Below are 22,645 nucleotides of genomic sequence, written 5' to 3' on the forward strand. Positions count from 1 at the left end.
AATATCGACAAAATAGATAACAGTTAGAGATATTACCCGTTATATAGATATTCGATTCGGTTCTACCATGAGCTCAACCTCACCTGAGGACAGGAGTTCATGATGATTTGCCCCAACAGCGTCAAACCCGGCATCAAGCCATTCAGCCAGCTTCAGCACCCGCGTGAAGTGATCCGCCAATTCACCCCGAACTGGTTCGCCGCGACCATGGGCACCGGCGTGCTGGCCTTGGCGCTGGCGCAATTGCCGGTGTCCATTCCCGGCCTGCGCGCGGTGGCCGAAGGGCTGTGGATGTTCAACATTCTGTTGTTCGTGCTGTTTACCGCTGCGTATGCCGCGCGCTGGATTTTGTTCTTCGACGAAGCGCGGCGGATCTTCGGCCACTCCACGGTTTCGATGTTCTTCGGCACCATTCCCATGGGCCTGGCGACCATCATCAACGGCTTTCTATTGTTCGGTTTGCCGCGCTGGGGCGACGGGATGATTCAACTTGCCGAGGTGTTGTGGTGGCTGGACGTGGCGATGTCGCTGGCCTGCGGCGTGCTGATTCCCTACATGATGTTTACCCGTCAGGAACACAGCATCGATCAGATGACCGCCGTCTGGCTGTTGCCGGTGGTAGCGGCAGAAGTGGCGGCTGCCAGCGGCGGGCTGCTGGCGCCGCACCTGGCTGATGCCCACTCGCAACTGGTGGTGCTGGTGACGAGCTACGTGCTGTGGGCTTTTTCCTTACCCGTGGCGTTCAGCATTCTGACCATTCTTTTGTTGCGCATGGCCTTGCACAAACTGCCCCACGAAAACATGGCGGCATCGAGCTGGCTGGCCCTGGGGCCAATCGGCACCGGCGCCCTGGGCATGTTGCTGCTGGGCGGTGACGCGCCAGCGATATTCGCAGCCAACGGTATGTCGGGCATCGGCGAAATGGCGTCGGGCCTGGGCCTGGTCGCCGGGATCACGCTGTGGGGCTTCGGTCTGTGGTGGATGCTGATGGCGCTGCTGATCACCGTGCGTTACCTGCGTGATGGCATCCCGTTCAACCTTGGCTGGTGGGGATTCACCTTCCCGTTGGGCGTTTATTCGCTGGCAACCCTGAAACTGGGCAGCACGTTGCACCTGACGTTCTTCAGCGTGGCCGGTTGTGTGCTGGTGACGTTGCTGGCGGTGATGTGGCTGATCGTCGGTAAACGCACCCTGCAAGGCGCGTGGCGCGGTGAGCTGTTTGTTTCACCGTGCATTGCAGGTTTGAAGAAATAACCTGCAAAGATTAGGTAATGTGTGGCCTGGATCGCGGTTCGAGATTCTTATAAGCGTAGCCAGGCCACTCGCTACCTTCTCTTTCCAAAAACAACAGGGTCACACGGAAGATGAGTCACCCCTCACAGTTCAACCTGCTGCGTACCCGGCGCTTCCTGCCGTTCTTCATCACTCAGTCGCTGGGCGCGTTCAATGACAACGTGTTCAAGCAGTCGCTGATCCTCGCCATTCTCTATCGGCTGACCATCGAGGGTGATCGCTCGATCTGGGTCAACCTGTGTGCGCTGCTGTTTATTCTGCCGTTCTTTCTGTTCTCGGCGCTGGCCGGGCAGTTCGGGGAAAAATTCGCCAAGGACGCGTTGATCCGTCTGATCAAACTGGCAGAAATCGCCATCATGGCCGTGGGATCCATCGGCTTTCTGTTCGATCACCTGTCGCTGATGCTGGTGGCGCTGTTCGCCATGGGCACGCACTCGGCGCTGTTCGGGCCGGTGAAATATTCGATCCTGCCGCAGGCTTTGCGCGACGATGAACTGGTCGGCGGCAACGGGCTGGTGGAGATGGGCACGTTTCTGGCCATTCTGGCCGGGACCATCGGCGCCGGGGTGATGATGTCGTCGGCCAATTACGCGCCGGTGGTGTCCGCCGCGATTGTCGGTATCGCCGTACTGGGTTATCTGGCCAGTCGCAGCATTCCTCGCGCGGCGGCGGCGACCCCGGAAATGCGCCTGAACTGGAACATCTTCAGTCAGTCCTGGGCGACCTTGAAGCTGGGTCTGGGGCAGACGCCAGCGGTGTCGCGCTCGATCGTCGGCAACTCGTGGTTCTGGTTCGTCGGGGCGATTTATCTGACGCAGATTCCGGCTTACGCCAAGGAGTGGATGCACGGTGACGAAACCGTGGTCACCCTGATTCTGACGGTGTTTTCGGTCGGTATCGCGCTGGGTTCGATGCTGTGCGAGAAACTTTCCGGGCGTAAAGTCGAGATCGGCCTGGTGCCGTTCGGCTCGTTCGGCCTGACGGTTTTCGGGCTGTTGCTGTGGTGGCACTCCGGTGGAATTCCAGAAAGCGCTGTTGGCCATAGCTGGACCGAAGTGCTGAGTTTCGGCCATGCCTGGGCGGTGTTGGTCGATGTGCTGGGCCTCGGGATCTTTGGCGGTTTCTACATCGTGCCGCTGTACGCGTTGATCCAGTCGCGCACCGCCGAGAACGAGCGGGCGCGAGTGATTGCCGCCAACAACATTCTCAACGCGCTGTTCATGGTGATTTCGGCGATTGTCACCATCGTGTTGCTGAGCGTGGTCAAACTGTCGATTCCGCAGCTGTTCCTGGTGGTGTCGCTGCTGAACATCGGCGTCAACGCCTACATCTTCAAGATCGTCCCCGAGTTCAGCATGCGTTTCATGATCTGGCTGCTGAGCCATTCCATGTACCGCGTCGAGCATCGCAACCTTGACGCGATTCCGGATGAAGGCGCGGCGTTGCTGGTGTGCAACCACGTGTCGTTCGTCGATGCCTTGCTGATTGGCGGCGCGGTGCGTCGGCCGATTCGCTTTGTCATGTACTACAAGATCTACAACCTGCCGGTGCTGAACTTTATCTTCCGCACGGCGGGGACCATTCCTATCGCCGGACGCCAGGAAGACATCGAGATCTACGAAAAGGCCTTCACCCGGATTGCCCAATACCTGAAGGAAGGTGAGCTGGTCTGCATCTTCCCGGAAGGCAAGTTGACCGCCGATGGCGAGATCAACGAGTTCAAGGGCGGGCTGACGCGGATTCTCGAGGAGACGCCGGTGCCGGTGATTCCGCTGGCGTTGCAGGGGTTGTGGGGCAGTTTCTTCAGTCGCGATCCGAACAAGGGAGTGTTCCGGCGCTTGTGGTCGCGGGTGACGCTGGTGGCGGGTTCGCCGGTCGCCGTCGAAGCGGCGCAGCCAGCGGAACTGCAGGCGTTGGTCGGGGAATTGCGCGGGACAGTCAGATAATCATTGGCTGTGCTGGCCTCATCGCGAGCAGGCTCGCTCCCACAGTAGTTCCGTATTCACAGTTCCAATGTGGGAGCGAGCCTGCTCGCGATAGCGGTAGTGAATCAGGCGCTGACCTTGAGCCCGATCAATCCGGTGATGATCAGTGCAACGCTGGCCAGGCGTATCAACGCCATCGATTCGCCAAACAGGATGATCCCGGCAATCACCGTGCCCACAGCGCCGACGCCAGTCCAGATCGCATAAGCCGTGCCCAGCGGTAATTCCTTCATCGCCAGACCCAGCAGGCCAAGGCTGATCGCCATGGCGGCAACGGTGAGAACGGTCGGAAGCGGACGGGTGAAACCATCAGTGTATTTCAGGCCGACGGCCCAGCCGACTTCGAACAGGCCGGCGAAAAACAGAATGATCCAGGACATGAAAGACCTCCATCGATTGACGGGGCCGTCCCCTGATTGAAAACTCGATTGAGCCGCAGGGTCGTCCCCGCGTGGCGCACATACTACCTAAAAATGTGCGCCGCACCGCGATCCGGAATCAGTCGGCCGTCTGTTGTGCCAACGTCTCACGGTCTTCTTTTTCGCTCATCCGCCGGAACCAGGTCGACAGCAGCGCCCCGGAAATGTTGTGCCACACACTGAACAATGCACTTGGCACCGCCGCCAGTGGCGAAAAGTGCGCACTGGCCAGCGCAGCACCCAGCCCCGAGTTCTGCATGCCGACTTCCAGCGCCAGGGACTTGCGCTGCGGCAGCGGCAGGCCGAACAGGCGTCCGGTGAAATACCCCAGCAAATAGCCGAAGCTGTTGTGCAACATCACCACGGCCATGATCAGCAGACCGGATTCGGCAATTTTCGCCTGGCTGGCGGCGACCACGGCGGCAACGATGATCACGATGCTGACCACCGACACCAGCGGCAGCACTTCCACCGCGTGGCGCACCTTGTCACCAAGCACACGTTGCGCGACCACGCCGAGGACGATTGGCAGCAGGACCACTTGCAGGATCGACCAGAACAATTCCATGAACGAAACCGGCAACCAGGCCGAGGCCAGCAGCCAGATCAGCGCGGGCGTCAGCAGCGGGGCGAGGAGGGTGGTGACGGCGGCGATGGCCACCGACAGCGCCAGGTCACCACGGGCCAGCCAGGTCATGACGTTCGAGGAGGTGCCGCTCGGGCAGCAACCGACCAGAATCACGCCGACGGCGATTTCCGGCGGCAGATGAAAGATCTGGCAAAGCAACCAGGCCATCCCCGGCATGATCACAAAGTGCGCGACCACGCCCAGGGCCACACGCCACGGATGGCGGGCGACGGCGGCGAAGTCGTCGAGTTTGAGGGTCAGGCCCATGCCGAACATCACCAGCCCGAGCAACGGCACGATCGCGCCTTTGAGGCCGAGGAACCAGGCCGGTTGCAAGAACGCGATCACCGCGAAAATCAGAACCCAGTAAGCGAAGGTGTTGCCAACAAAACGACTCAGTGCAGCCAGTGCGCGCATGGCCTGTTCCTTATTATGTGAAAACGCCACCGAAGCGGTGGCGTTTGAAGATAACCCAAAGACTGCGCAGAGGCTTAGATGCCCTGCGGAGTCTCTTCGCCGCCCAGCGCTTCAACCAGCGCCGGCAGGAAGTCGCCGAACGTCAGCATCATCAGGGTGAAGCTGGCGTCCAGTTGGCCCAGGGCTTCGTCGCCGCCGTCCTGTTCCGCCTGATCCTGCAACAGATCTTCGAATTTCAGGCGCTTGACGGTCATCTTGTCGTCGAGCATGAACGACAGTTTGTCCTGCCATGCCAGCGACAGTTGAGTCACCACCTTGCCGGTGCTCAGGTGCAGCTGGATTTCTTCGCTGGTCAGGTCCTGACGCTTGCAACGCACGATGCCGCCGTCTTCATGGGTGTCGCGCAGTTCGCACTCGTCCAGGACGAAGAAGTCCGGGGCGGCTTGCTGGGTGGTGACCCATTCGGTCATCACGGCGGTCGGCGCGGTTTTGACTGTCAGCGGACGAACCGGCAGGGTGCCGATCACCTCACGCAGGGTGGAGAGCAGGTCTTCGGCGCGTTTCGGGCTGGCCGAGTTGACCAGGATCAGGCCCTGTTTCGGCGCGATGGCGGCGAAGGTCGACGAGCGGCGGATAAACGCGCGCGGCAGGAACGCCTGGATGATTTCATCCTTGATTTGATCGCGTTCCTTCTTATAGACCTTGCGCATCTGCTCGGCTTCGATCTCTTCGACCTTCTCCTTGACCGCGTCACGCACGACGCTGCCCGGCAGGATGCGTTCTTCTTTACGGGCGGAGATCAGCAGGAAGTCACCGCTGACGTGCACCAGTGGAGCATCTTCGCCCTTGCCGAACGGCGCGACGAAACCGTAGGTGGTCAACTCCTGGCTTGCACATGGACGCGCCAGTTTGGTGGCCAGTGCAGTTTCCAGCGCCTCGGCATCGACAGGCAGGTCTTGGGTCAGGCGATAGATAAGCAGGTTCTTGAACCACATGGGGTGAGTCTCTCCTTTATACAAAGGGGGGCATTATTGTCTTCGCCGGGTCATAGGCCAACCCTTCTCTAAGCCTTTGGAAGGGCTGAGAAAATTATTTAAAAAAGTGCTTGCCAGAGGTTGGGTCGCTCCGTAGAATGCGCGCCACACCGAAGCGAAGGGTGATTAGCTCAGCTGGGAGAGCGTCTGCCTTACAAGCAGAATGTCGGCGGTTCGATCCCGTCATCACCCACCATTCGTTTCAAGTGTTTAGCGCAGCGGTAGTTCAGTCGGTTAGAATACCGGCCTGTCACGCCGGGGGTCGCGGGTTCGAGTCCCGTCCGCTGCGCCATATTCGGTAACCTGGAACACTGAACGCCAGGTCACCACGGAAAAACCCGCCAAGGCGGGTTTTTTTCTGCCTCGAGTTGTATATGCGGGATGTATCGTTTCACCGGTTTTCGGATTTTTTTGAAAAAAAATTCAATTAAATCAACACTTTACGAAAACTTGTGGCATAATGCGCCCCGTAACGAAGCGAAGGGTGATTAGCTCAGCTGGGAGAGCGTCTGCCTTACAAGCAGAATGTCGGCGGTTCGATCCCGTCATCACCCACCATTCGTTTCAAGCGTTTCGCGCAGCGGTAGTTCAGTCGGTTAGAATACCGGCCTGTCACGCCGGGGGTCGCGGGTTCGAGTCCCGTCCGCTGCGCCATATTCGGTTATCTGGAACACTGAACGCCAGATCACCACAGAAAGCCCGCCTGGTGCGGGCTTTTTGCTGTCCGGGATTTGGCTTTGCCGGGCCTGAACATGAGAAAGCGACCTTTGCCGGTCGCTTTTTTCGTTTCTGGCGCTGCTATTGCGCCGAGTTGCGGCTGTGCCGGTAATCGCTGACCGCTTCATACACCGCTTTGCGCAGGCGGTTGATCCCGCCAATCGGGCGATGAGCGTCGATGCCGAACCAGGGATTGAACGACAGGTTGTCGCATTGCAGGTTCAACGCCGGGGTGTCGAAGTCCTGCGGGGGCAGGGTGATCCTCGCCACTGTCTGGAATGGGCTGTCCTGCTCGCGCCATTCGATGCTGGTGTCTTCGATCGGCATGTACTTGTTCGCGTCCTGGCGCTGGATCTGCAACACGAAACACGCCGGTATCCGGTCGGTCGACAGCTGTTGATTCAACGCGGTGCGCAGGAAGTTCGGCAGATCCTGGTTCTGTTTCGGCAAGGTATATGTAGGGCAGCGCTCCGGATCCGGCATCACCCGGAACTTGGCATTGGCCTCGCCGAACTTGTAGGGCGAGACCGAAAAGTAGGTCGTACGTGTCGGGCTCTCTGGTGGTGGCGAAAGAGTCGCCAGCGCAATGAACAGGTGCCGAATTTGCCACTGGCGCGGATCCCACCCCGGAAAAAACGCCATGACCTTCTTGCCGTCAGCCTGCGCCGCCACATTCTGACGGTACTCGGCGACATCGCTGACAAAGAAGTTCGGGTGACTGAACATCACAAAGTCCTGCTCATTCAGACCCTGGCGGTCACCCAGCAACTGCTTGCCCGGCACATCGAGCAGTTTGAGCGCCATGCCCCGGGCATCGCGGATGCTGTCGAATTGCGGATAGGCGTTGCCGTTGGACAGGCGCATCGTCGCTTTCCACAGCTTGCCCGGTTCGCTGAAGACGCCCTGGCGCAATTCCTGAGCCAAATCCGGCAACACCTGCACATCGGCCTTCACGCAGCCATGGGCCTTGGCATGGGCGTCGCGCAGGTAGCGGGTGCTTTCGCGGTGCTGATCGACGATGCGCACCGCGGTCTGAATCACGTCCTGGGTCATGGCGGCCTCGCCGTCCGGAATCTGTTCCAGCGCCGACACCGGACCACGGTGCTGCCAGGCGAACCACGCGGTGTTCAGGGCCCAGCCGATCAGTCCGATCACCAGCAGGATCAACAGGGTTTTACCTAGTAACCGTCCCAGCCAGAGCCAGAAACGCGCGAGCAGCGAAGGTCTTTTGAAGGAATTGAAGATCATGGCAGTTGCGCCTCCAGCGGGCCGCCCAGCACTTTCAGGTATTCCAGCAACGCCCAGCGTTCTTCAGGCTGCAACAGTCGGCCGATGACGCCGTTGCCGCGCTCGCCGGCACGGAATTCGTGGCCACTGTTGTGGTTGCCGGTAATGCGGGTGTCGAACAGGAAGCCGTTGGTGAAGGCTTCGGTGCGGTAGCCCAGATGGCGCGGGTCGTATTCGAAGGTGCCTTTATAGAAGGTGGTGGCGCGCTCGTCCTGAGGCGACAGCAACTGATAAAGGCTCGGCACCGAGCCGTTGTGCAGGAACGGGGCCGTGGCCCATACACCAGCAAGCGGACGCGCCTTGTAGGCGACTTTTTCGCGAACGCCGATCGGCAGACCGAAGCCGTCGAGCCGGGGTTTCTCGGCAGCAGTGACGCCGGCTTCGCGGTACGCGCGGTTTTCCACGAAGGCGGTGACGTAAGCCAGTCCCTTGGCCACTGAAAGCTGGCTGAGGTCCAGCGGTTCCTTGGGTTTGGGGTGTAACTTCACGTCCATTTGTTCGAGTTCCGCCAAGTCCCATTGCAGGGCAGTCAGGTCGAAACGGTGATTGGCAATGTTGTTGGCGGCATTCGGGTCGGTGCCGATGACATCCACCGGTAGCATGTGCAGGTGTTGCACCCAGCGGTCGCCTTCCTGGGTCTGGCTCGGTACGTGGCACCCGGCGCAATTCTCGGCGAACAGAGCTCGGCCCTTGGCCGCCAAGGGTTTGTCGATGACGCCGAGCACCTCTTCAGGCCATGCCGGCGGTCGCAGTTTTTGCAGGGTTTCTTCGATCTTGTGCAGATCACGCACACGTACGCTGGAGGCATAGCGGTCATCGCCCTGCAGCGGCTGGCCGTTGGCGTCGAAGAAATTCAGCGTGGCGCCGACCCCCAGCGCCTCGCCGATATTGCGCGCCATCGGTTGCTGCGCCGAGCCGTTCCATTGCACCCAGTCGAAGGTCCACATGTCCCATAGCTGCGGGTAATCCACCGGGGCGTTGGCCACGCGATAGTTGCTTGGGGAGATCGCATCGCCGAAGGTCGCGTTGGCGATACGCCCGAAGGCATCGGTGCGGCCGGGGCCTTCTTCGGTGGGGTAGAGGCCGCGATGGGTGTCATTCCAGGCCACTTTGATGAAGGTGTTCAGTGAGCGTTTGAAGTCTTTGCGCAGTTGTTCGTGGCGTGCGTCGTAGTCGTTGCCCAGCACGTGGCGGGCAAAGCGCTCGAATTTCCACGGGTTGTAGTAAGTCGAGGTGAGACTGGCGACCAATGCCTGTCCGAAACTGCCGCCGCGCAATGTAGGAACGCTGGAAGGCAACACATGCTGAGCCGAGCCGCCGTCTATGCGCACTGCCTGGCCATTGAAGTGCAATTCGCCGGTGTGGCAGGCCGCGCAGGTGATGTCGAGATATTGCTCGGAGCTGCCGGGATTCTGATGCCTGGCGAAACCCACCGGCAGATTGCCCGGGTTGTCCGGCGTGGCTTTCTGCTGCGGATCGATCAGAAAACCGAAGCGCGCGAGGTATTCCGGGGAGGCGAAGCGTTGCTGCGAGAACGGCAGCTCCAGCGCCTGAAACCATTCGTAACGCAAGCCTTTGACCTGCGTTCCCTGTGGGGTGAAGTAGTAGGTCTGGCGCTCTTGCTCAGTCCACTGATCCAGGTAATGCACCTGTTTCGCGGGCGTCGAGAAGGGCAATCTCGGATTGGCGACATAGTAAAGAACCACCGCCAGAACCAGTCCCAGCAGCACCACGATCAGCGTCAGCACACGGTATAAGAGGCGCAAGATGAACATCCTTGTCGATTTGTTGCGCTGTTATGCCTGAGGCGGGTGGTGTGCGGCAAGTGGCCATTACGCCAAGTGTTGTGGGAGGTGACATCAATTGTCGTCAGAGCCAGATGACAGAAGCTTCATCACGGCGTTGGCCAAATGCGTTTTAATCCCTGAACTTATCGGAAGATTCCTGCTCTCATGCCGGTAGCCATTGGTCGTGGCGGCCTGATAAGCTCGCGGCTTTACTCGATTGCCCTTTCGGCGCATGAACAAGGAAATAGCATGAAACAGCATCGGTTGGCGGCGGCGGTTGCCCTGGTTAGCCTGGTACTCGCGGGTTGTGATTCGCAGACCAGCGTAGAGCTGAAAACCCCGGCGCAAAAAGCTTCCTACGGTATCGGCCTGAACATGGGCAAGAGCCTTGCTCAGGAAGGCATGGATGAACTGGACTCCAAAGCGGTAGCCCAGGGCATCGAAGATGCCGTTGGCAAGAAAGAACAGAAGCTGAAAGATGAAGAACTGGTCGAAGCTTTCGCCGCGCTGCAAAAGCGTGCCGAAGAGCGCATGGCCAAGATGAGCGAAGAGTCGGCAGCCGCCGGCAAGAAATTCCTCGAAGAAAACGGCAAGAAAGCCGGCGTGACCACCACCGCTTCCGGCTTGCAGTACGAAGTGGTCAAGAAAGCCGACGGCCCACAGCCTAAGCCTACCGATGTCGTGACCGTTCACTACACCGGCAAGCTGACCAACGGCACCGTATTCGACAGCTCCGTCGAGCGCGGCAGCCCGATCGATCTGCCGGTCAGCGGTGTGATCCCGGGTTGGGTCGAAGGCCTGCAACTGATGCACGTTGGCGAGAAGTACAAGCTGTACATCCCTAGCGATCTGGCTTACGGCGCACAATCGCCAAGCCCGGCAATCCCGGCCAACTCGGTTCTGGTCTTCGACCTGGAACTGTTGGGTATCAAGGATCCAGCCAAAGAAGACGCCGCTGCCGCCAAGCAATAAGCATCGGCACCGGTTTCAACAACAACGCCTCGCTTATGCGGGGCGTTGTTGCATCTGGACGATGGTCGGCGTAAACAGACCGAACCGATGCCGGTCATGGCAGTCCTAGACTTTAAGGTTGCCCGCGCTAGACGCCCGGAGCCGCCAAGTCAATGAAATATTGGGTTTTTTTATGTGTGTAAAAAACGCCCGATCTGAGCGCAGCCCTTATGAAACGGGGCTCTCAGCGCTGAAATGCAGCTCTGTTCACAAGGTTATCCACAATTTGTGTGGATAACATTTCAACGGGAGAAATAAATGAAAGCGCCGTGGAATTTCGCCCGATTCCTGCCTTTGGCCGGACGTTTGCTGGCGCGAGGCCGCTTGCCGACCTTGTTGTTCGCCGTGGCCAGCAAAGGCGCCGCCCAAGGCAATCGCCTCGGCAAGCTGAAGGACGATTTGCGTCTGTTGCAGGCGCTGTGCCTGGCGTACTGGCGCGGCGAATACCGCGCGATCAGCGCCAAGGCGATCGTTTCGGTGGTGGCCGGTCTGATGTACTTCCTCAGCCCGGTGGATGCGATCCCGGATTTCATTCCCATGTTCGGCATGCTCGATGACATCGCCGTTCTCGCCTGGCTAATGAAAACCCTCGACGATGAACTGAACGCCTTCCGCCTGTGGCGTCAGCGCCAGGCGCCGGAAAAGCTCAGAGTGGTCGAGCGTCTGCCCGATACGCCCGAGCAACTTCAGCTTCAGGGGCCGAAAAAGTCCTGAATCGCGACAGCCTCTTATACAGATAGATACCCCCCACGACCTTGGCCGCTGTTAGGATTACACTTCTAGGGAAAAGTGCCGACTCGCTAAGTGTTGTTGTCCTACGGGGTAGTCATGGATATTCAGATAATTGCACGCGATGGCGAACCCGAATATGCGGTTCTGCCATGGGCTCAGTATCAGGCTCTACTGAAAGCAGCAGGCATCAACGAAGCACCGTCGCAACCGGCTCCAGCGCCGCTTGCGGCAACCCCGGACCCGATTCTTCCAGGTCTGGATCAGTTACGCAGTTTGCGCGAAGGGAAGGGCATCGCCATCGAGGCGCTGGCCCGCACGGTAGGCATCAGCCCGTCTTACCTGGCCATGATTGAAAGTGGCGAGCGTCTGCCCGACGCCGCGATTCGCCGCAGCCTGGCCTGGGAGTTGACGGTGCCAGGGTGGAGGGAACAATCGTGAGCGTACGCATCAGTCGTCAACATTGGGACGGATTGCTGGGGGAGCTGGATCAGGCGCGCAGGCAGCGCCATCTTTTGACTTATCGAGCCTTGCTTGAACGTCTGCAACTGCCCACGCCGGCCATGCAGACATTGACTGCTGCACTGGAGCATCTCGCCGCACTGGACGCGAAAGCCGAACAACCGTTGCGCAGTTCGCTGGTGATCAGCCAGGGTGCCAGTCGCCTGCCACGCACCGGTTTCTTTGAGTGTGTCGAGCGCCTGGGGCGTTTTTCCGGGCCGTCCGACGGTGTTGCCGCCGCCTCCTGGCATGCCTCGGAAGTGGTACGGGTGTTTGAGTACGAGTACCCGGAATCGGCGGAGGCCTGAGTGTTTTTACGACTCAAGGCGCGGGCAAGTTACTGGCTGGCCCGTAGGCTGTTTCACTGGTCGTGGTTTGTTCGTCAGCCCCGCGGCTGGCGCTGGCTCGAAGGGCAGTTTGCGCGCATGGCCAACCTGGGCGATGTCGGCGCGCAAAGTTTTTACGGGCACATCCTGACGTTTCGCGGGGTTGGCCTGGGCGCGCGTGAAGAAGGTGTGCGGTTGTTGCGACTGGCAGCGCTGGCCGGGGATGGCAAAGCGGCGTATCAGGTCGGTGTCATCAGTCTTGCAGGTACGCCGAGCAAAGCGCCAGATCCTTCGGAAGCCGCTCGCTGGTGGACCATGGCCGCCAGGGCCGGGCATCCGTTGGCCGAGCTCAAGTTGAAAGAGCTGGCTGGTCGAGACGCTTCTCAATAAGCAAATCACCTGTTCCGTGAACGGGGCGTGAGGGAAACCTCCCGCCCCGTTTTTGCGTCTGCAATTCGATAAAAAATCAGTTACAGACTTCTCCTACATCCTCTGCCTACTCGCCTGACTTCTTTTCTGATTGATCCCCCGCAAAGTCCCTCGCCTGATTTTTGCGCGAGGGAACGCATATGTTCGACCCGGTTTTTCGTTTCGCCATGCGCATGGGAATGCGCTGATGGATGCCGTCACCCGCATCGAGCAAGAACTCGACAGCTTTCCCCGCACTCTCGATCTCTATCGCGAACAGCTGAAGCACTGGCTCAGTCGCTCGGCAGACGGCGTCAGTCATGCGGCCGATCTGCCGTCGCTGATGGGGATGGAGCGGGTCATCCGATTCGGCGAACACAGTACGGCAGTCGCGATTGACGACAACCGCTTCTCTTCTGCGATCGTGCAATGCCCGGAATCCGGGCCGATGGAGATCGAGAGCAAGTTCGAGTCGGCCTACGACATTCCGTTGGGCGGCATCGTTGTCGATGTGGTGGCGGTGGAGGGCGGCGCAGTCAAGTCCGTCACCCTTGATGCTCAGGGCAAAGGGGAGTTCACCGGTGAGGCGGGCAAGTTCTACCGGGTGGTGGTGCACGGCGAGGCCAGCGAGCAGCAGGTTGATGCGCTTTTCGAATCCTACGATGGCCTGACTCGGCAGCTGGATGGCTGGCTGCGCAGCGAATGGCAGGGCTTCAAGCCGCAATGGTCGCAGTCGGTGGTCACAGCAGCCGGGAACGGCATGCTGGCCGGGAGCTGGGCGGCGATCGAGGGAGTGTGGGACAGCATCGGGTTGCTGTCGGAGATCCTCAAGAATCCGCTCGAGTTTGGTGGTCGTCTGGGAGACAGCGCGACAGCGTTGGCCGAGTTCGCGGTGTCGATGCCCGAAAAGATGGAGCAGCTCCAACTGCTCGTCAGTGACGAGGCGGCGCTGTGCCTGTTGCTGCGTACCGCCAGCCTCTGGCTGGAGATGCTGCCACCTAATGAAATTGCCGGAAAAACCGCCGAGGCCGTCTCGATGGTGGTGGTGCAACTGCTGATCGATGTGTTGATCGGCGTTGTGCTGACCTTTGTCGGTGCCGGGGCGGGGATTGCGTATCTGACCTTGCGTCTGGCGGAGCGTGGCGCTCAGTTGCTGTCGGCGGTGACGCGCCTGGTGAAGGCGATGTTCGGCATCGTCAGCACCTTCATCGGCTACGTGAACCAGTACAAAACCGTCGCCGCACGAGGCATCGCCGCCGGGGTGAAAAAGGGCCGCATGCAATTGCGCTGGGATGCCCGGCGTAATGCTTCCCTGAAAAAAGACGAGCACCACGACGACACGCCAGATCAGGCGAAGAACCCCAACGGTGACAGCGCCGATTGTGCGCCGCTGACCTGCACCAATGGCTGTCCGGTGTCGATGGTCACTGGCGAAGAGCTGCTGACGCTGACCGATGGTGTGCTCGATGGGCTGTTGCCGTTCGAGTTCAGTCGGTTGTACCGCAGCAGTGCGGCCGAGATCGACGTCGGGCTGGGGTTTGGCTGGAGTCATTCGCTGGCGCATCGGCTGGAGGTCGATGGCGCTTCGGTGGTCTGGGTGGATCACGAGAACCGGCGGACGCGGTTTCCGCTGCCGAATGTCGAGCGGCCAGCCATTCACAACAGCTTGTCGCGGGCGGCGATCTTTCTCGGGGATGACCCGGAAGAGTTGATTGTTGCGCTGGCGGGGGACGCGGCGCGGTTTTATCACTTTCGGGTTGGGCGTCTGACGGCTGTCAGCGATGCGTATGGCAATCGTCTGACCGTGCATCGGGATCTTTCCGACCGGATTCAGCGCCTGGACAACGGGGCTGGCCGTTCCTTGTTGCTGCGCTATGAGCGAGCGCATCTGGTTGCGGTCGATTATCAGGTTTGGCGCGATGCGGTCTGGCGCACCGAGCAAACGCTGGCCAGCTACCGCTTTGATGCCCGCCATCGATTGATCGAGGCGTCGAACGCGGTCGGCGAGTGCGAGCGTTACGACTACGACGACCAGCACGTCATCCTGCAACGGCAACTGGCGGGCGGCGCGAGTTTCTTCTGGGAGTGGGAGCGTGCCGGCAAGGCAGCGCGTTGCGTGCGGCACTGGGCGTCGTTTTCGCAGATGGATACGCGTTACGTCTGGGATGACGCCGGCAGTGTCACGGTGCAGTACGTCGACGGCACTGAAGAAACCTACGTCCACGACGATACGGCGCGGCTGGTGCGTCAGGTCGCCGCCGATGGTGGCGAACAGCTCAAGGCCTACGACGCGCAGGGCCGATTGGTCGCCGAGCAGGATGCGCTGGGCGCGGTCACCGAATACCGCTATGACGACGCCGGGCGGCTGATCGCGCTGATTCCGCCGGACGATGCGCCGACGACCTACGAGTACCGCAACGGTTTCCTGCACAGCCGTTCGCGTGGCGATGCGGTGTGGACGTACCGGCGCAATGCCCAGGGCGATATCACCGAAGCGGTCGACCCGGATGACCACGTCACCCATTACCACTACGACGCGCAGGGGCGGTTGCTGTCGATCCGTTATCCGGACAGTGGCCGCCATGTGTTCGTCTGGAACGACCTGGGCCAGTTGGTCGAGGAGAGCTTGCCGGACGGTGGGGTTCGCAAGTTTTCCTACGATGCCTTGGGGCGGCGGACGACGGTTCAGGACGAACATGGCGCGGTCACCCGTCACGCGTGGGACGCCGTTGGCCGGCTGATCCAGACCACCTCGCCGAATGGCGCCACCCGCGCCTGGTCCTACAGCGCCTACGGCCAGATCACCGCCGAACGCGATGAGCTGGGGCGCATCACCCGCTACGAATATGACGACGACCTGCATTTGGTCAGCCGGCGGATCAACCCCGACGGCACGCGGCTGCAGTACCGCTACGACCATGCGCAGCTGCTGCTCACGGAAATCGAGAACGAGTCCGGCGAAAAATATCGGCTGGACTACACGCCCACCGGACTGATCCGACAGGAAACCGGCTTCGATGGCCGGCGTACGGCGTATGCCTACGACCGCAACGGCCACCTGCTGGAAAAGACCGAGTTCGGCGACGACGGCTCGACGCTGGTCACCACTTACCAGCGCGACAGCGCCGGGCGATTGCTGCTCAAGACCCTGCCGGACGGGGTCGAGGTCAGCTATCGCTATGACCGTTTAGGCCGTTTGGTCGGCGTGGATGACGGCCAGGATCACCCGCTGGCCTTCGAATACGACCTGCAGGACCGGCTGGTGCGCGAGCATCAGGGCTGGGGCACCTTGCGTTACACCTACGACGCCTGCGGCCAGCTCACTCGCATGCGTCTGCCGGACAACAGCAAGCTCGACTACCACTACGCCAAGGGCGGCGCGCTGACCGCGATCGACCTCAACGGCGCCTTGCTGACCCGCCACGTCTACCAGAACGGCCGCGAACAGCAACGTCAACAAGGCCTGCTGCTCAGCGAATATGCCTACGACGAACAGGGCCGGTTGCGGGTTCATTCTGTTCATCAACATGACCGCGCGCTGTACCTGCGCCACTACAGTTACGCGGTTAATGGCAACCTGGCGTCTATCGCCGACAGTCGTCACGGTCAACGTAGCTATTACTACGACGCGCTCGACCGTCTGGCCAGCGTGCGCCACACCCGCGACGACCTGCCGGAAAACTTCGCCCACGACCCGGCCGGCAACCTGCTGATGCAGGACCGTCCGGGGCCGGCACAGATCAAGGGCAATCGCCTGCTGATGCAGGGCGACCGTCATTACGACTACGACGCCTTCGGCAACCTGATCCGCGAACGCCGCGGCCGCGCGCAGATACTGATCACCGAATACCGCTACGACAGCCAGCACCGCCTGATCGGCCTGACCCGCCCCGACGGCACCAGCGCCAGCTACCAGTACGACGCCTTCGGCCGGCGCATCCGCAAGACCGTCGACGGCCAGAGCACCGAATTCTTCTGGCAAGGCGACCACCTGATCGCCGAAAGCAGCAAGGACCAGCACCGCAGCTTCATCTACGAACCCGGCACCTTCCGCCCGCTGGCGATGCTCGACGGCAAAGGCCCGAAACGCGCCTGCCCGTTCTACTACCAGCTCGACCACCTCGGCACCCCGCAGGAGTTGACCGACTACAGCGGCGAGATCGTCTGGTCAGCCAAATACAGCGCCTACGGCAAGGTCACCTCGCTGGAGCTGGCAACCGAGGACTACCTGAACCAGCCGCTGCGCTTTCAGGGGCAATATTTCGATGACGAAAGCGGGCTGCATTACAACCGGCACCGGTATTACGACCCGGACATGGGACGGTACCTGACGCCGGATCCGGTGAAGCTGGCGGGTGGGCTGAATCAGTACCGGTACGTGCCGAATCCGACGGGGTGGGTGGATCCGTTGGGGTTGACGTCCAATTGTCCGCCGCCGAACAAGCCGGGATGTCCCGTTCCAGATGGGGTGAGTGGTTCGGTTGTTGATGAGGGGGAGCCAGCGCTACCGAAGATGACGGCGCAGGAGCGGCGGGCGAGAATTGATGAGTTAGCAGAAAATATTGCATTAAAAGAGTTGAAACAAATGGAGAGCGCTAACAAAAAATCTCACTTTTTACAAAAACATGGCGCCCAAACCACTCTTGCTTCGCAGCAAGAACGTCTGCTATATGCTAAAAACCCTACTACGGGTAAAGTTGAGATGAAATTAAATAAAAAAACTAAGCTTATGGAGCCAAGCATTCCGCGAGCTGCAACTAAATTTATGAGTCATAGGGATCAATTGAATGCAATTAATCGTGCTAAATTAATTTTCCGACGGACTGGGAGTCTATCGCTCTCATCGCTCCCAGTGGAAATGGGAAGAAAGGTAGGGGAGGGGTATAGGGGGAAACAAGTGGAATATATAGAGCCAACAAGAACTGTTGTTATACTCGATAGTCATGGTGAGGCTATAACAGCTTATGTGGATTGATATCAAATGAAACCTAATCCAAAACTTTCAATTTTGCCTGGCTTTCTATTTGTTTTTGACATTGACTATCCTCATGAAGGGGCCGTTGAAGAACTAATATGTCTGGCTGATGTAAATGACTCTTCTGATTTGATTAGGGTTTTTGATGCTGTTCTGAAACCGGAATTTGTTGGGTACTCTGAATCGGATAGGTGTTGGATAATTGATACGATTTCCTATTATTTGGAAAGGGGAGAAACATTTGTTGAGGTTTTGGAAAAGAGGAGTTTTTTATTTTCTGACGAGATAGTCGATGGGCGTGGCTTTATGCGCGTGTTGCTAGAATGTCTTTCCTTATATCAGGCTGAGATAGGTAAAGTTAAAAATTTCTAGAATTACATTCTAGGCTTGAGGTTTTTATATGTTTTGGGTTTTTGGTAGAATGGTTGTTTTATTTGGTTTTTATAATGATGGTGAAAATTTTGGGAGCTAATTTATTTAACCAAAGTTAGTTCGCCACGTTTCCAATCGTGGTGAAGTGATGTTGAAAGATCCATATTTGAATGAAGAGTTTGAACCGGATTTGATGTGGTTTATAGGCGTTTTCGACGTTTATGATCGGGAGGAAACTCGAGGTGCCGAACTCGAGGTTTACAGTCCTAATGATTCTGCTGATAGAGAGCTTCTTGTCAGGAAGTATTGTCTTAATCTGCCATACCTTTCCTATAGGCATAAGCTAGTACTAGTTGAAAATTTGGAATTGCTGCTCTTGGAACAAAATTATGACTTTCAAGAACTATTCGAGATCGATGAATACGAAGCAGCAAGTTGGCCACGAGGGGAATGGTACTCTCTAGAGGATCCACGCGGCTTCTTCCAAGATATCTACAGGCTTGCGAAGGAAATTTGGGGTGAGGATCTTGCGAATGCCGCTGGTGAGGATCGGTCCACATGGTAGTTATCGAGCCTTTACATCAGCGATGACCTGAAACGAGCGCTTCGTTAAAAGGTAGTGCACGTATGCTGTCGATAACATGCACGCTATACCCCGGAACATTCTTCGCATGATGCTTCGCCTGCGAAGCCATCTCTGCCAACTGACTCGCATCCAGTTGTGCACACGCTTCAGGATGCAAATGCACCACGCCAATGGACAATGACAGCAACGGAAACTCCTGACGAATCCCTTGGCGATTCGGCGCAACAAAACACCCAGCCTCAAGGTGTTCGGGACGATAAAACCGTCGGCATTGGCTCTGGAAATCATCCAGCAACTGGTTAAGTCGTTTGCGCCAATCCTCCGGGCCGAGCACCAACAGAAAATCGTCCCCTCCAATATGCCCGACAAAGTCGCGAGACGGGTCGACGCGTTCGTTGAGGCATTGCGCCAGACACAGCAGCACCTCATCCCCACGTCCATACCCGTAGATATCGTTAAAGGGTTTGAAACTGTCGATGTCGACATAGCAAATGACCGACTCGCGCCCCTGCTGCAGCAACCTCGTCAAACATTGCTGAATCGGCACATTCCCCGGCAGCAAGGTCAGCGGATTGGCATAGCGGGCCTGCTGGATTTTCAGTTCGGTGATCAGTTTGAGCACGTCAATCACCCGGCCCAGGCCCAGGTAGCTGCCGTTTAGGGTGATGATGAAATCCTCTTCGATGCGTTGGCGGGCGCGGCTGGTGATCAGGCGGCTGACCTGTTGCAGCGACTGGCTCATTTCCACGGCGAGGAAGTCGTCGTTCATCAGGCGGCTGATCGGTTTGCGGGCGAACAGGTCGGTGGCAAAGGGTTTGAGCAGCGCATCGGACAACGAGTGACGATGAACGATGCCGCACGGTTGGCCCTGTTCATCGAGCACCGCCAGCGAGTTGAGGTTGGCCTGGCGGCGGAAAGCCTCCAGTACGGTGGCGGTCGGTGTGTCGCGATTCACGGCGGGTTGATCGTTGAGCAGGGCGCTGAGATCGCTGCCTTCATCGTTCAGCGCCACGGCGCTGCTGTCGTGCTTGGGCATCAAGGCCCGGGCATCGCGCGACGGGTGTTCCTGAGGACGGCCGAGCAGGTAGCCCTGTACCAGATCCACACCCATTTCGGTCAGTACCGCCAGTTCCTCTGGCAACTCGATACCTTCGGCAATCACCTGCGCCCGGGAAGCCTTGGCGATTTGCAGGATTGATCCGACGAACTCGCGTTTCAACGCATCCTGATGAATGCCGTCGATGAAGTGCCGGTCGATCTTCACGTAATCCGGCCGCAGCTCCGACCACAGACGCAGGCTTGAATAACCGGCCCCAAGATCGTCGAGGGCAATCGAAAACCCCATCGCCCGATAGTGATGCAGTGCTGTTTGCAGCAACTGGAAATCATCGATCGGCGTCTGTTCGGTGAGTTCGATCACCACCTGGCTCGGCGGAATACCGAAATCCTGCAGCAGCTGCAGCGTGCGCCCCGGCTGGTGCGCGGCTTCGAGCAGGGATTCGGGAGAGACGTTGAGAAACAGCTTGCCCGGCAGTTGTTGTTCGTTGAAGCGCCGGCATGCACTTTGGCGACAAGCGATTTCCAGTTCGCTCAAGCGCCCGGCCTGACGGGCCACGGCGAACAGGGCGATGGGGGAGTGCAGTGGGCTGTTGGACGGGCCGCGGGTCAGGGCTTCGTAGCCGAGAATGCGCCGTTCGGAGAGGCAAATGATCGGCTGGAACAGGCTGTGTAATCCGCTTTGAGTCAGGATCGAGCTCAAGGCACTCAGCTGTTCGGTCGTGGTCATGGCAATCTCTGGCGATAAAAAAAGGACTGGGAGCGTTCTCGATGAAGAGAACAGCTCCCAGTCCTTTATTGCACGACAGAATGATGACTGTTTGATGACGATCCGGGGATCGTCAGCATTAAATTGCCATCACCTTACTTCTTTGCGACCTGGTTGCTCAGCTTCAGGTAATCCAGCAGCACTCGCCCGGTCTCGCTCAGGTAGGCGTCGTCTTCCGGTTTGACCTTGTCCGGCTCGGCGGCGGCCAGCGCGTCGTCGTCTTCTTTCTTCAGCTCTTTGAGCGGTTCTTCGCCTTTGGCCTTGCGACGGATGTTCTCCATCGCCAGTTGCTTGGCGTCGATGTCGGCGTGCTGGGCACGGCGTTCGGCTTCATTGAGGCTGACGGTTTTTTCTTCCAGCAGCTTCTGCGCCAGGGCCAGCTTGTCGCGGATGAACACGAACTCCGCATCCTTGGCAGAACGGCTGTCATGCTCGGATTTCAGCTGGGCCAGGTACGGCTTGAACGGATCACTCGCCGGTTTGATCGCTGCGCGGATGGTGTCCCACGGCATGGCTTCCGGCAGGGCGCTTTCGCCGATTTCCTTGGTGTCGATGATCGACGGGTAATCGATGTCCGGCAGTACGCCCTGATGCTGGGTGCTCTGGCCGGAAACCCGGTAGAACTTGGCCAGGGTCAGTTTCAGTTCGCCGTGGTTCAGCGGCTGGATGGTCTGCACGGTGCCTTTACCGAAGGTCTGGCCACCGATGATCAGCGCACGGTGGTAGTCCTGCATGGCGCCGGCGAAAATCTCCGAAGCCGAGGCGGACAGGCGGTTGACCAGCAGCGCCATCGGGCCTTTGTAGAAGGCGCCCGGGTTTTCATCTTCAAGTACATCGACCCGGCCATCGGCGTTACGCACGAGCACGGTAGGGCCCTTGTCGATGAACAGGCTGGTCAGCTCGGTGGCTTCCTGCAGGGAACCGCCGCCGTTGTTGCGCAGGTCGATGACCACGCCGTCGACTTTCTCTTTCTGCAGTTCGGTCAGCAGCTTCTTGACGTCGCGAGTGGTGCTCTTGTAGTCCGGATCGCCGGCACGGAAGGCCTTGAAGTCGAGGTAGAACGCCGGAATCTCGATCACGCCGAGCTTGTAGTCCTTGCCGTCCTGTTTCAGGTTCAGCACGGACTTCTTCACGGCCTGGTCTTCGAGCTTCACCGCTTCGCGGGTGATCGGCACGATCTTGCTGGTCTGATCGTTCGGCGCATTGCTGGCCGGGATGACTTCCAGACGCACCACGGTGCCTTTCGGGCCACGGATCAGCTTGACCACTTCGTCCAGACGCCAGCCGACCACGTCAACCATCTCTTTGTTGCCCTGGGCAACGCCGATGATCTTGTCGGCCGGAGCAACCTGCTTGGTCTTGTCGGCCGGGCCTGCCGGCACCAGGCGCACGACTTTCACCTGGTCGTTGTCGCTCTGCAACACGGCGCCGATGCCCTCGAGGGACAGGCTCATGTTGATGTCGAAGTTCTCCGCGTTATCCGGCGACAGATAGTTGGTGTGCGGATCATAAGACATGGCGAAGGTGTTGATGTACGCCTGGAAGATGTCTTCGGCGCGGGTCTGGTCCAGACGCGCCAGTTGATTCTTGTAGCGCTTGGTCAGGGTTTCCTGGATCTGCTTCGGCTCTTTGCCGGCGATCTTCTGCCGCAGCACTTCGTCCTTGACGCGTTTGCGCCACAGGTCATCGAGTTCGGCGGTGGACTTGAGCCACGGAGCATCCTTGCGATCGATCAGCAAGGTTTCCCTGGTGGTGAAGTCCATCTTGTCGACGCCTTTGTTCAGCTCGGCAAGGGCGAAGTCCAGACGCGCTTTCACGCGGTCCAGGTAGCGCTTGTAGATGGTGAACCCGGCGTTGAGGTCGCCGCTCTTGAGGAAGTCGTCGAATTGGGTCTTCCACTTGTCGAATTCGGCAATGTCGCTGGCCATGAAATAGCTGCGCGACGGGTCGAGCAGCTTGATGTAGCTGTCGTAGATGATCACCGAGCGCGCATCGTCGAGCGGCGGCTTGCTGTAGTGATGACGCTTGAGCAACTCGACGACGTTCAGACTGGCGATCACTTCGTCGCGATCAGGCTGTAACTTGTCCCAGCTGTTGGCTGCGAATGTGGTGCCCGACACCGGCAACAGACCGATACCGATGAAAAGAGCGAGGGCGGTGCTGGGGAGCAGATGCTTCATGCTGATTCGACGCGGGGACAATTGATAACGCATATTAGGCCGTCTTTGAAGTCGCCGGTACCGCTACGCTCTGTACGATAACTGCTGTTCAGCGTTCGTTCAGACCCCAGGGCCGGTCGCATAATGCAAAAAGCCCGGCGCTACAGCTTCGGGCTCAGTCCAGAC

Annotated in this window: 17 protein-coding genes and 4 tRNA genes; 14 read left to right on the forward strand and 7 right to left on the reverse strand. The window is 59.0% G+C overall.

The genetic code is table 11. The annotated features are described in order from the left end of the window. The first annotated feature begins 102 nt into the window (after positions 1-102). Positions 103-1,254 carry a TDT family transporter gene (locus CAF76_RS09180; RefSeq protein WP_085648472.1) on the forward strand — a complete coding sequence of 384 codons (1,152 nt, stop codon included), beginning with the start codon at positions 103-105 and terminating at the stop codon, positions 1,252-1,254. Positions 1,255-1,364: 110 nt separating this feature from the next. Beyond that, positions 1,365-3,239 carry an MFS transporter gene (locus tag CAF76_RS09185; RefSeq protein WP_085648471.1) on the forward strand — a complete coding sequence of 625 codons (1,875 nt, stop codon included), beginning with the start codon at positions 1,365-1,367 and terminating at the stop codon, positions 3,237-3,239. A gap of 104 nt (positions 3,240-3,343) precedes the next feature. Here CAF76_RS09185 and sugE read toward each other — a convergent pair whose 3' ends face one another. The 3 genes from sugE to rdgC form a co-directional block, all read right to left on the reverse strand. After that, positions 3,344-3,658: a quaternary ammonium compound efflux SMR transporter SugE gene (gene sugE / locus CAF76_RS09190; protein ID WP_003223093.1), complete on the reverse strand. Its 315-nt coding sequence runs from the start codon at positions 3,656-3,658 to the stop codon at positions 3,344-3,346. 118 nt (positions 3,659-3,776) lie between these two features. Further along, entirely contained in the window at positions 3,777-4,742 is a 966-nt protein-coding gene (locus tag CAF76_RS09195) for a bile acid:sodium symporter family protein (protein WP_085611471.1), read from the reverse strand. Between the two features lie 74 nt (positions 4,743-4,816). After that, complete coding sequence (rdgC, locus tag CAF76_RS09200; protein WP_007950430.1) at positions 4,817-5,737, reverse strand: recombination-associated protein RdgC; 921 nt, start codon at positions 5,735-5,737, stop codon at positions 4,817-4,819. Positions 5,738-5,896: 159 nt separating this feature from the next. On the opposite strand from rdgC, the gene CAF76_RS09205 reads away from it, so the two are divergent. From CAF76_RS09205 to CAF76_RS09220, 4 genes are all read left to right on the forward strand, one after another. Continuing rightward, positions 5,897-5,972: transfer RNA gene (locus CAF76_RS09205), tRNA-Val, on the forward strand. A 19-nt stretch (positions 5,973-5,991) separates the two neighbouring features. After that, positions 5,992-6,068: transfer RNA gene (locus CAF76_RS09210), tRNA-Asp, on the forward strand. A gap of 190 nt (positions 6,069-6,258) precedes the next feature. Further along, positions 6,259-6,334 (forward strand) — tRNA-Val (locus CAF76_RS09215). A 19-nt stretch (positions 6,335-6,353) separates the two neighbouring features. Continuing rightward, a tRNA-Asp gene (locus tag CAF76_RS09220) sits at positions 6,354-6,430 on the forward strand. Positions 6,431-6,574: 144 nt separating this feature from the next. Here CAF76_RS09220 and CAF76_RS09225 read toward each other — a convergent pair. Both CAF76_RS09225 and CAF76_RS09230 read right to left on the reverse strand, forming a co-directional pair. Further along, positions 6,575-7,711, reverse strand: a complete 1,137-nt coding sequence (locus CAF76_RS09225; RefSeq protein ID WP_178076171.1) for a catalase family protein — start codon at positions 7,709-7,711, stop codon at positions 6,575-6,577. A 26-nt stretch (positions 7,712-7,737) separates the two neighbouring features. Beyond that, the gene (locus CAF76_RS09230) at positions 7,738-9,546 is read right to left on the reverse strand and encodes a di-heme-cytochrome C peroxidase (RefSeq protein WP_085648637.1); all 1,809 of its coding nucleotides are present in this window, start codon (positions 9,544-9,546) and stop codon (positions 7,738-7,740) included. A 270-nt stretch (positions 9,547-9,816) separates the two neighbouring features. On the opposite strand from CAF76_RS09230, the gene CAF76_RS09235 reads away from it, so the two are divergent. The 8 genes from CAF76_RS09235 (at position 9,817) to CAF76_RS09270 (ending at position 18,454) form a co-directional block, all read left to right on the forward strand. Continuing rightward, the gene (locus tag CAF76_RS09235) at positions 9,817-10,539 is read left to right on the forward strand and encodes an FKBP-type peptidyl-prolyl cis-trans isomerase (protein WP_085648469.1); all 723 of its coding nucleotides are present in this window, start codon (positions 9,817-9,819) and stop codon (positions 10,537-10,539) included. 297 nt (positions 10,540-10,836) lie between these two features. Next, entirely contained in the window at positions 10,837-11,292 is a 456-nt protein-coding gene (locus tag CAF76_RS09240; protein ID WP_007950434.1) for a YkvA family protein, read from the forward strand. Positions 11,293-11,406: 114 nt separating this feature from the next. Next, positions 11,407-11,748 (forward strand): helix-turn-helix transcriptional regulator, encoded by a 342-nt coding sequence (locus CAF76_RS09245; protein ID WP_007950435.1) that lies wholly within the window; start codon positions 11,407-11,409, stop codon positions 11,746-11,748. Beyond that, positions 11,745-12,116: a hypothetical protein gene (locus tag CAF76_RS09250; RefSeq protein WP_003223109.1), complete on the forward strand. Its 372-nt coding sequence runs from the start codon at positions 11,745-11,747 to the stop codon at positions 12,114-12,116. The genes CAF76_RS09245 and CAF76_RS09250 overlap by 4 nt, the downstream gene beginning before the upstream one ends. Further along, complete coding sequence (locus tag CAF76_RS09255; RefSeq protein WP_039769853.1) at positions 12,117-12,524, forward strand: SEL1-like repeat protein; 408 nt, start codon at positions 12,117-12,119, stop codon at positions 12,522-12,524. Between the two features lie 226 nt (positions 12,525-12,750). After that, positions 12,751-17,517: an RHS repeat-associated core domain-containing protein gene (locus tag CAF76_RS09260; protein ID WP_085695471.1), complete on the forward strand. Its 4,767-nt coding sequence runs from the start codon at positions 12,751-12,753 to the stop codon at positions 17,515-17,517. Between the two features lie 6 nt (positions 17,518-17,523). Then, positions 17,524-17,889, forward strand: a complete 366-nt coding sequence (locus tag CAF76_RS09265) for a hypothetical protein (protein ID WP_074687587.1) — start codon at positions 17,524-17,526, stop codon at positions 17,887-17,889. A gap of 148 nt (positions 17,890-18,037) precedes the next feature. Then, positions 18,038-18,454, forward strand: a complete 417-nt coding sequence (locus CAF76_RS09270) for a hypothetical protein (protein WP_178076169.1) — start codon at positions 18,038-18,040, stop codon at positions 18,452-18,454. A gap of 16 nt (positions 18,455-18,470) precedes the next feature. Here the strand turns inward: CAF76_RS09270 and CAF76_RS09275 are convergent, their stop codons facing one another. Then, positions 18,471-20,261, reverse strand: coding sequence for a bifunctional diguanylate cyclase/phosphodiesterase (locus tag CAF76_RS09275; protein WP_064594563.1), 1,791 nt, complete (start codon positions 20,259-20,261; stop codon positions 18,471-18,473). 134 nt (positions 20,262-20,395) lie between these two features. Then, positions 20,396-22,480, reverse strand: a complete 2,085-nt coding sequence (locus tag CAF76_RS09280; RefSeq protein WP_166742345.1) for a carboxy terminal-processing peptidase — start codon at positions 22,478-22,480, stop codon at positions 20,396-20,398. Positions 22,481-22,645: the final 165 nt, after the last annotated feature.

The organism is Pseudomonas sp. B40(2017), from assembly GCF_002112855.1.
Taxonomy (GTDB): domain Bacteria; phylum Pseudomonadota; class Gammaproteobacteria; order Pseudomonadales; family Pseudomonadaceae; genus Aquipseudomonas; species Aquipseudomonas pharyngis.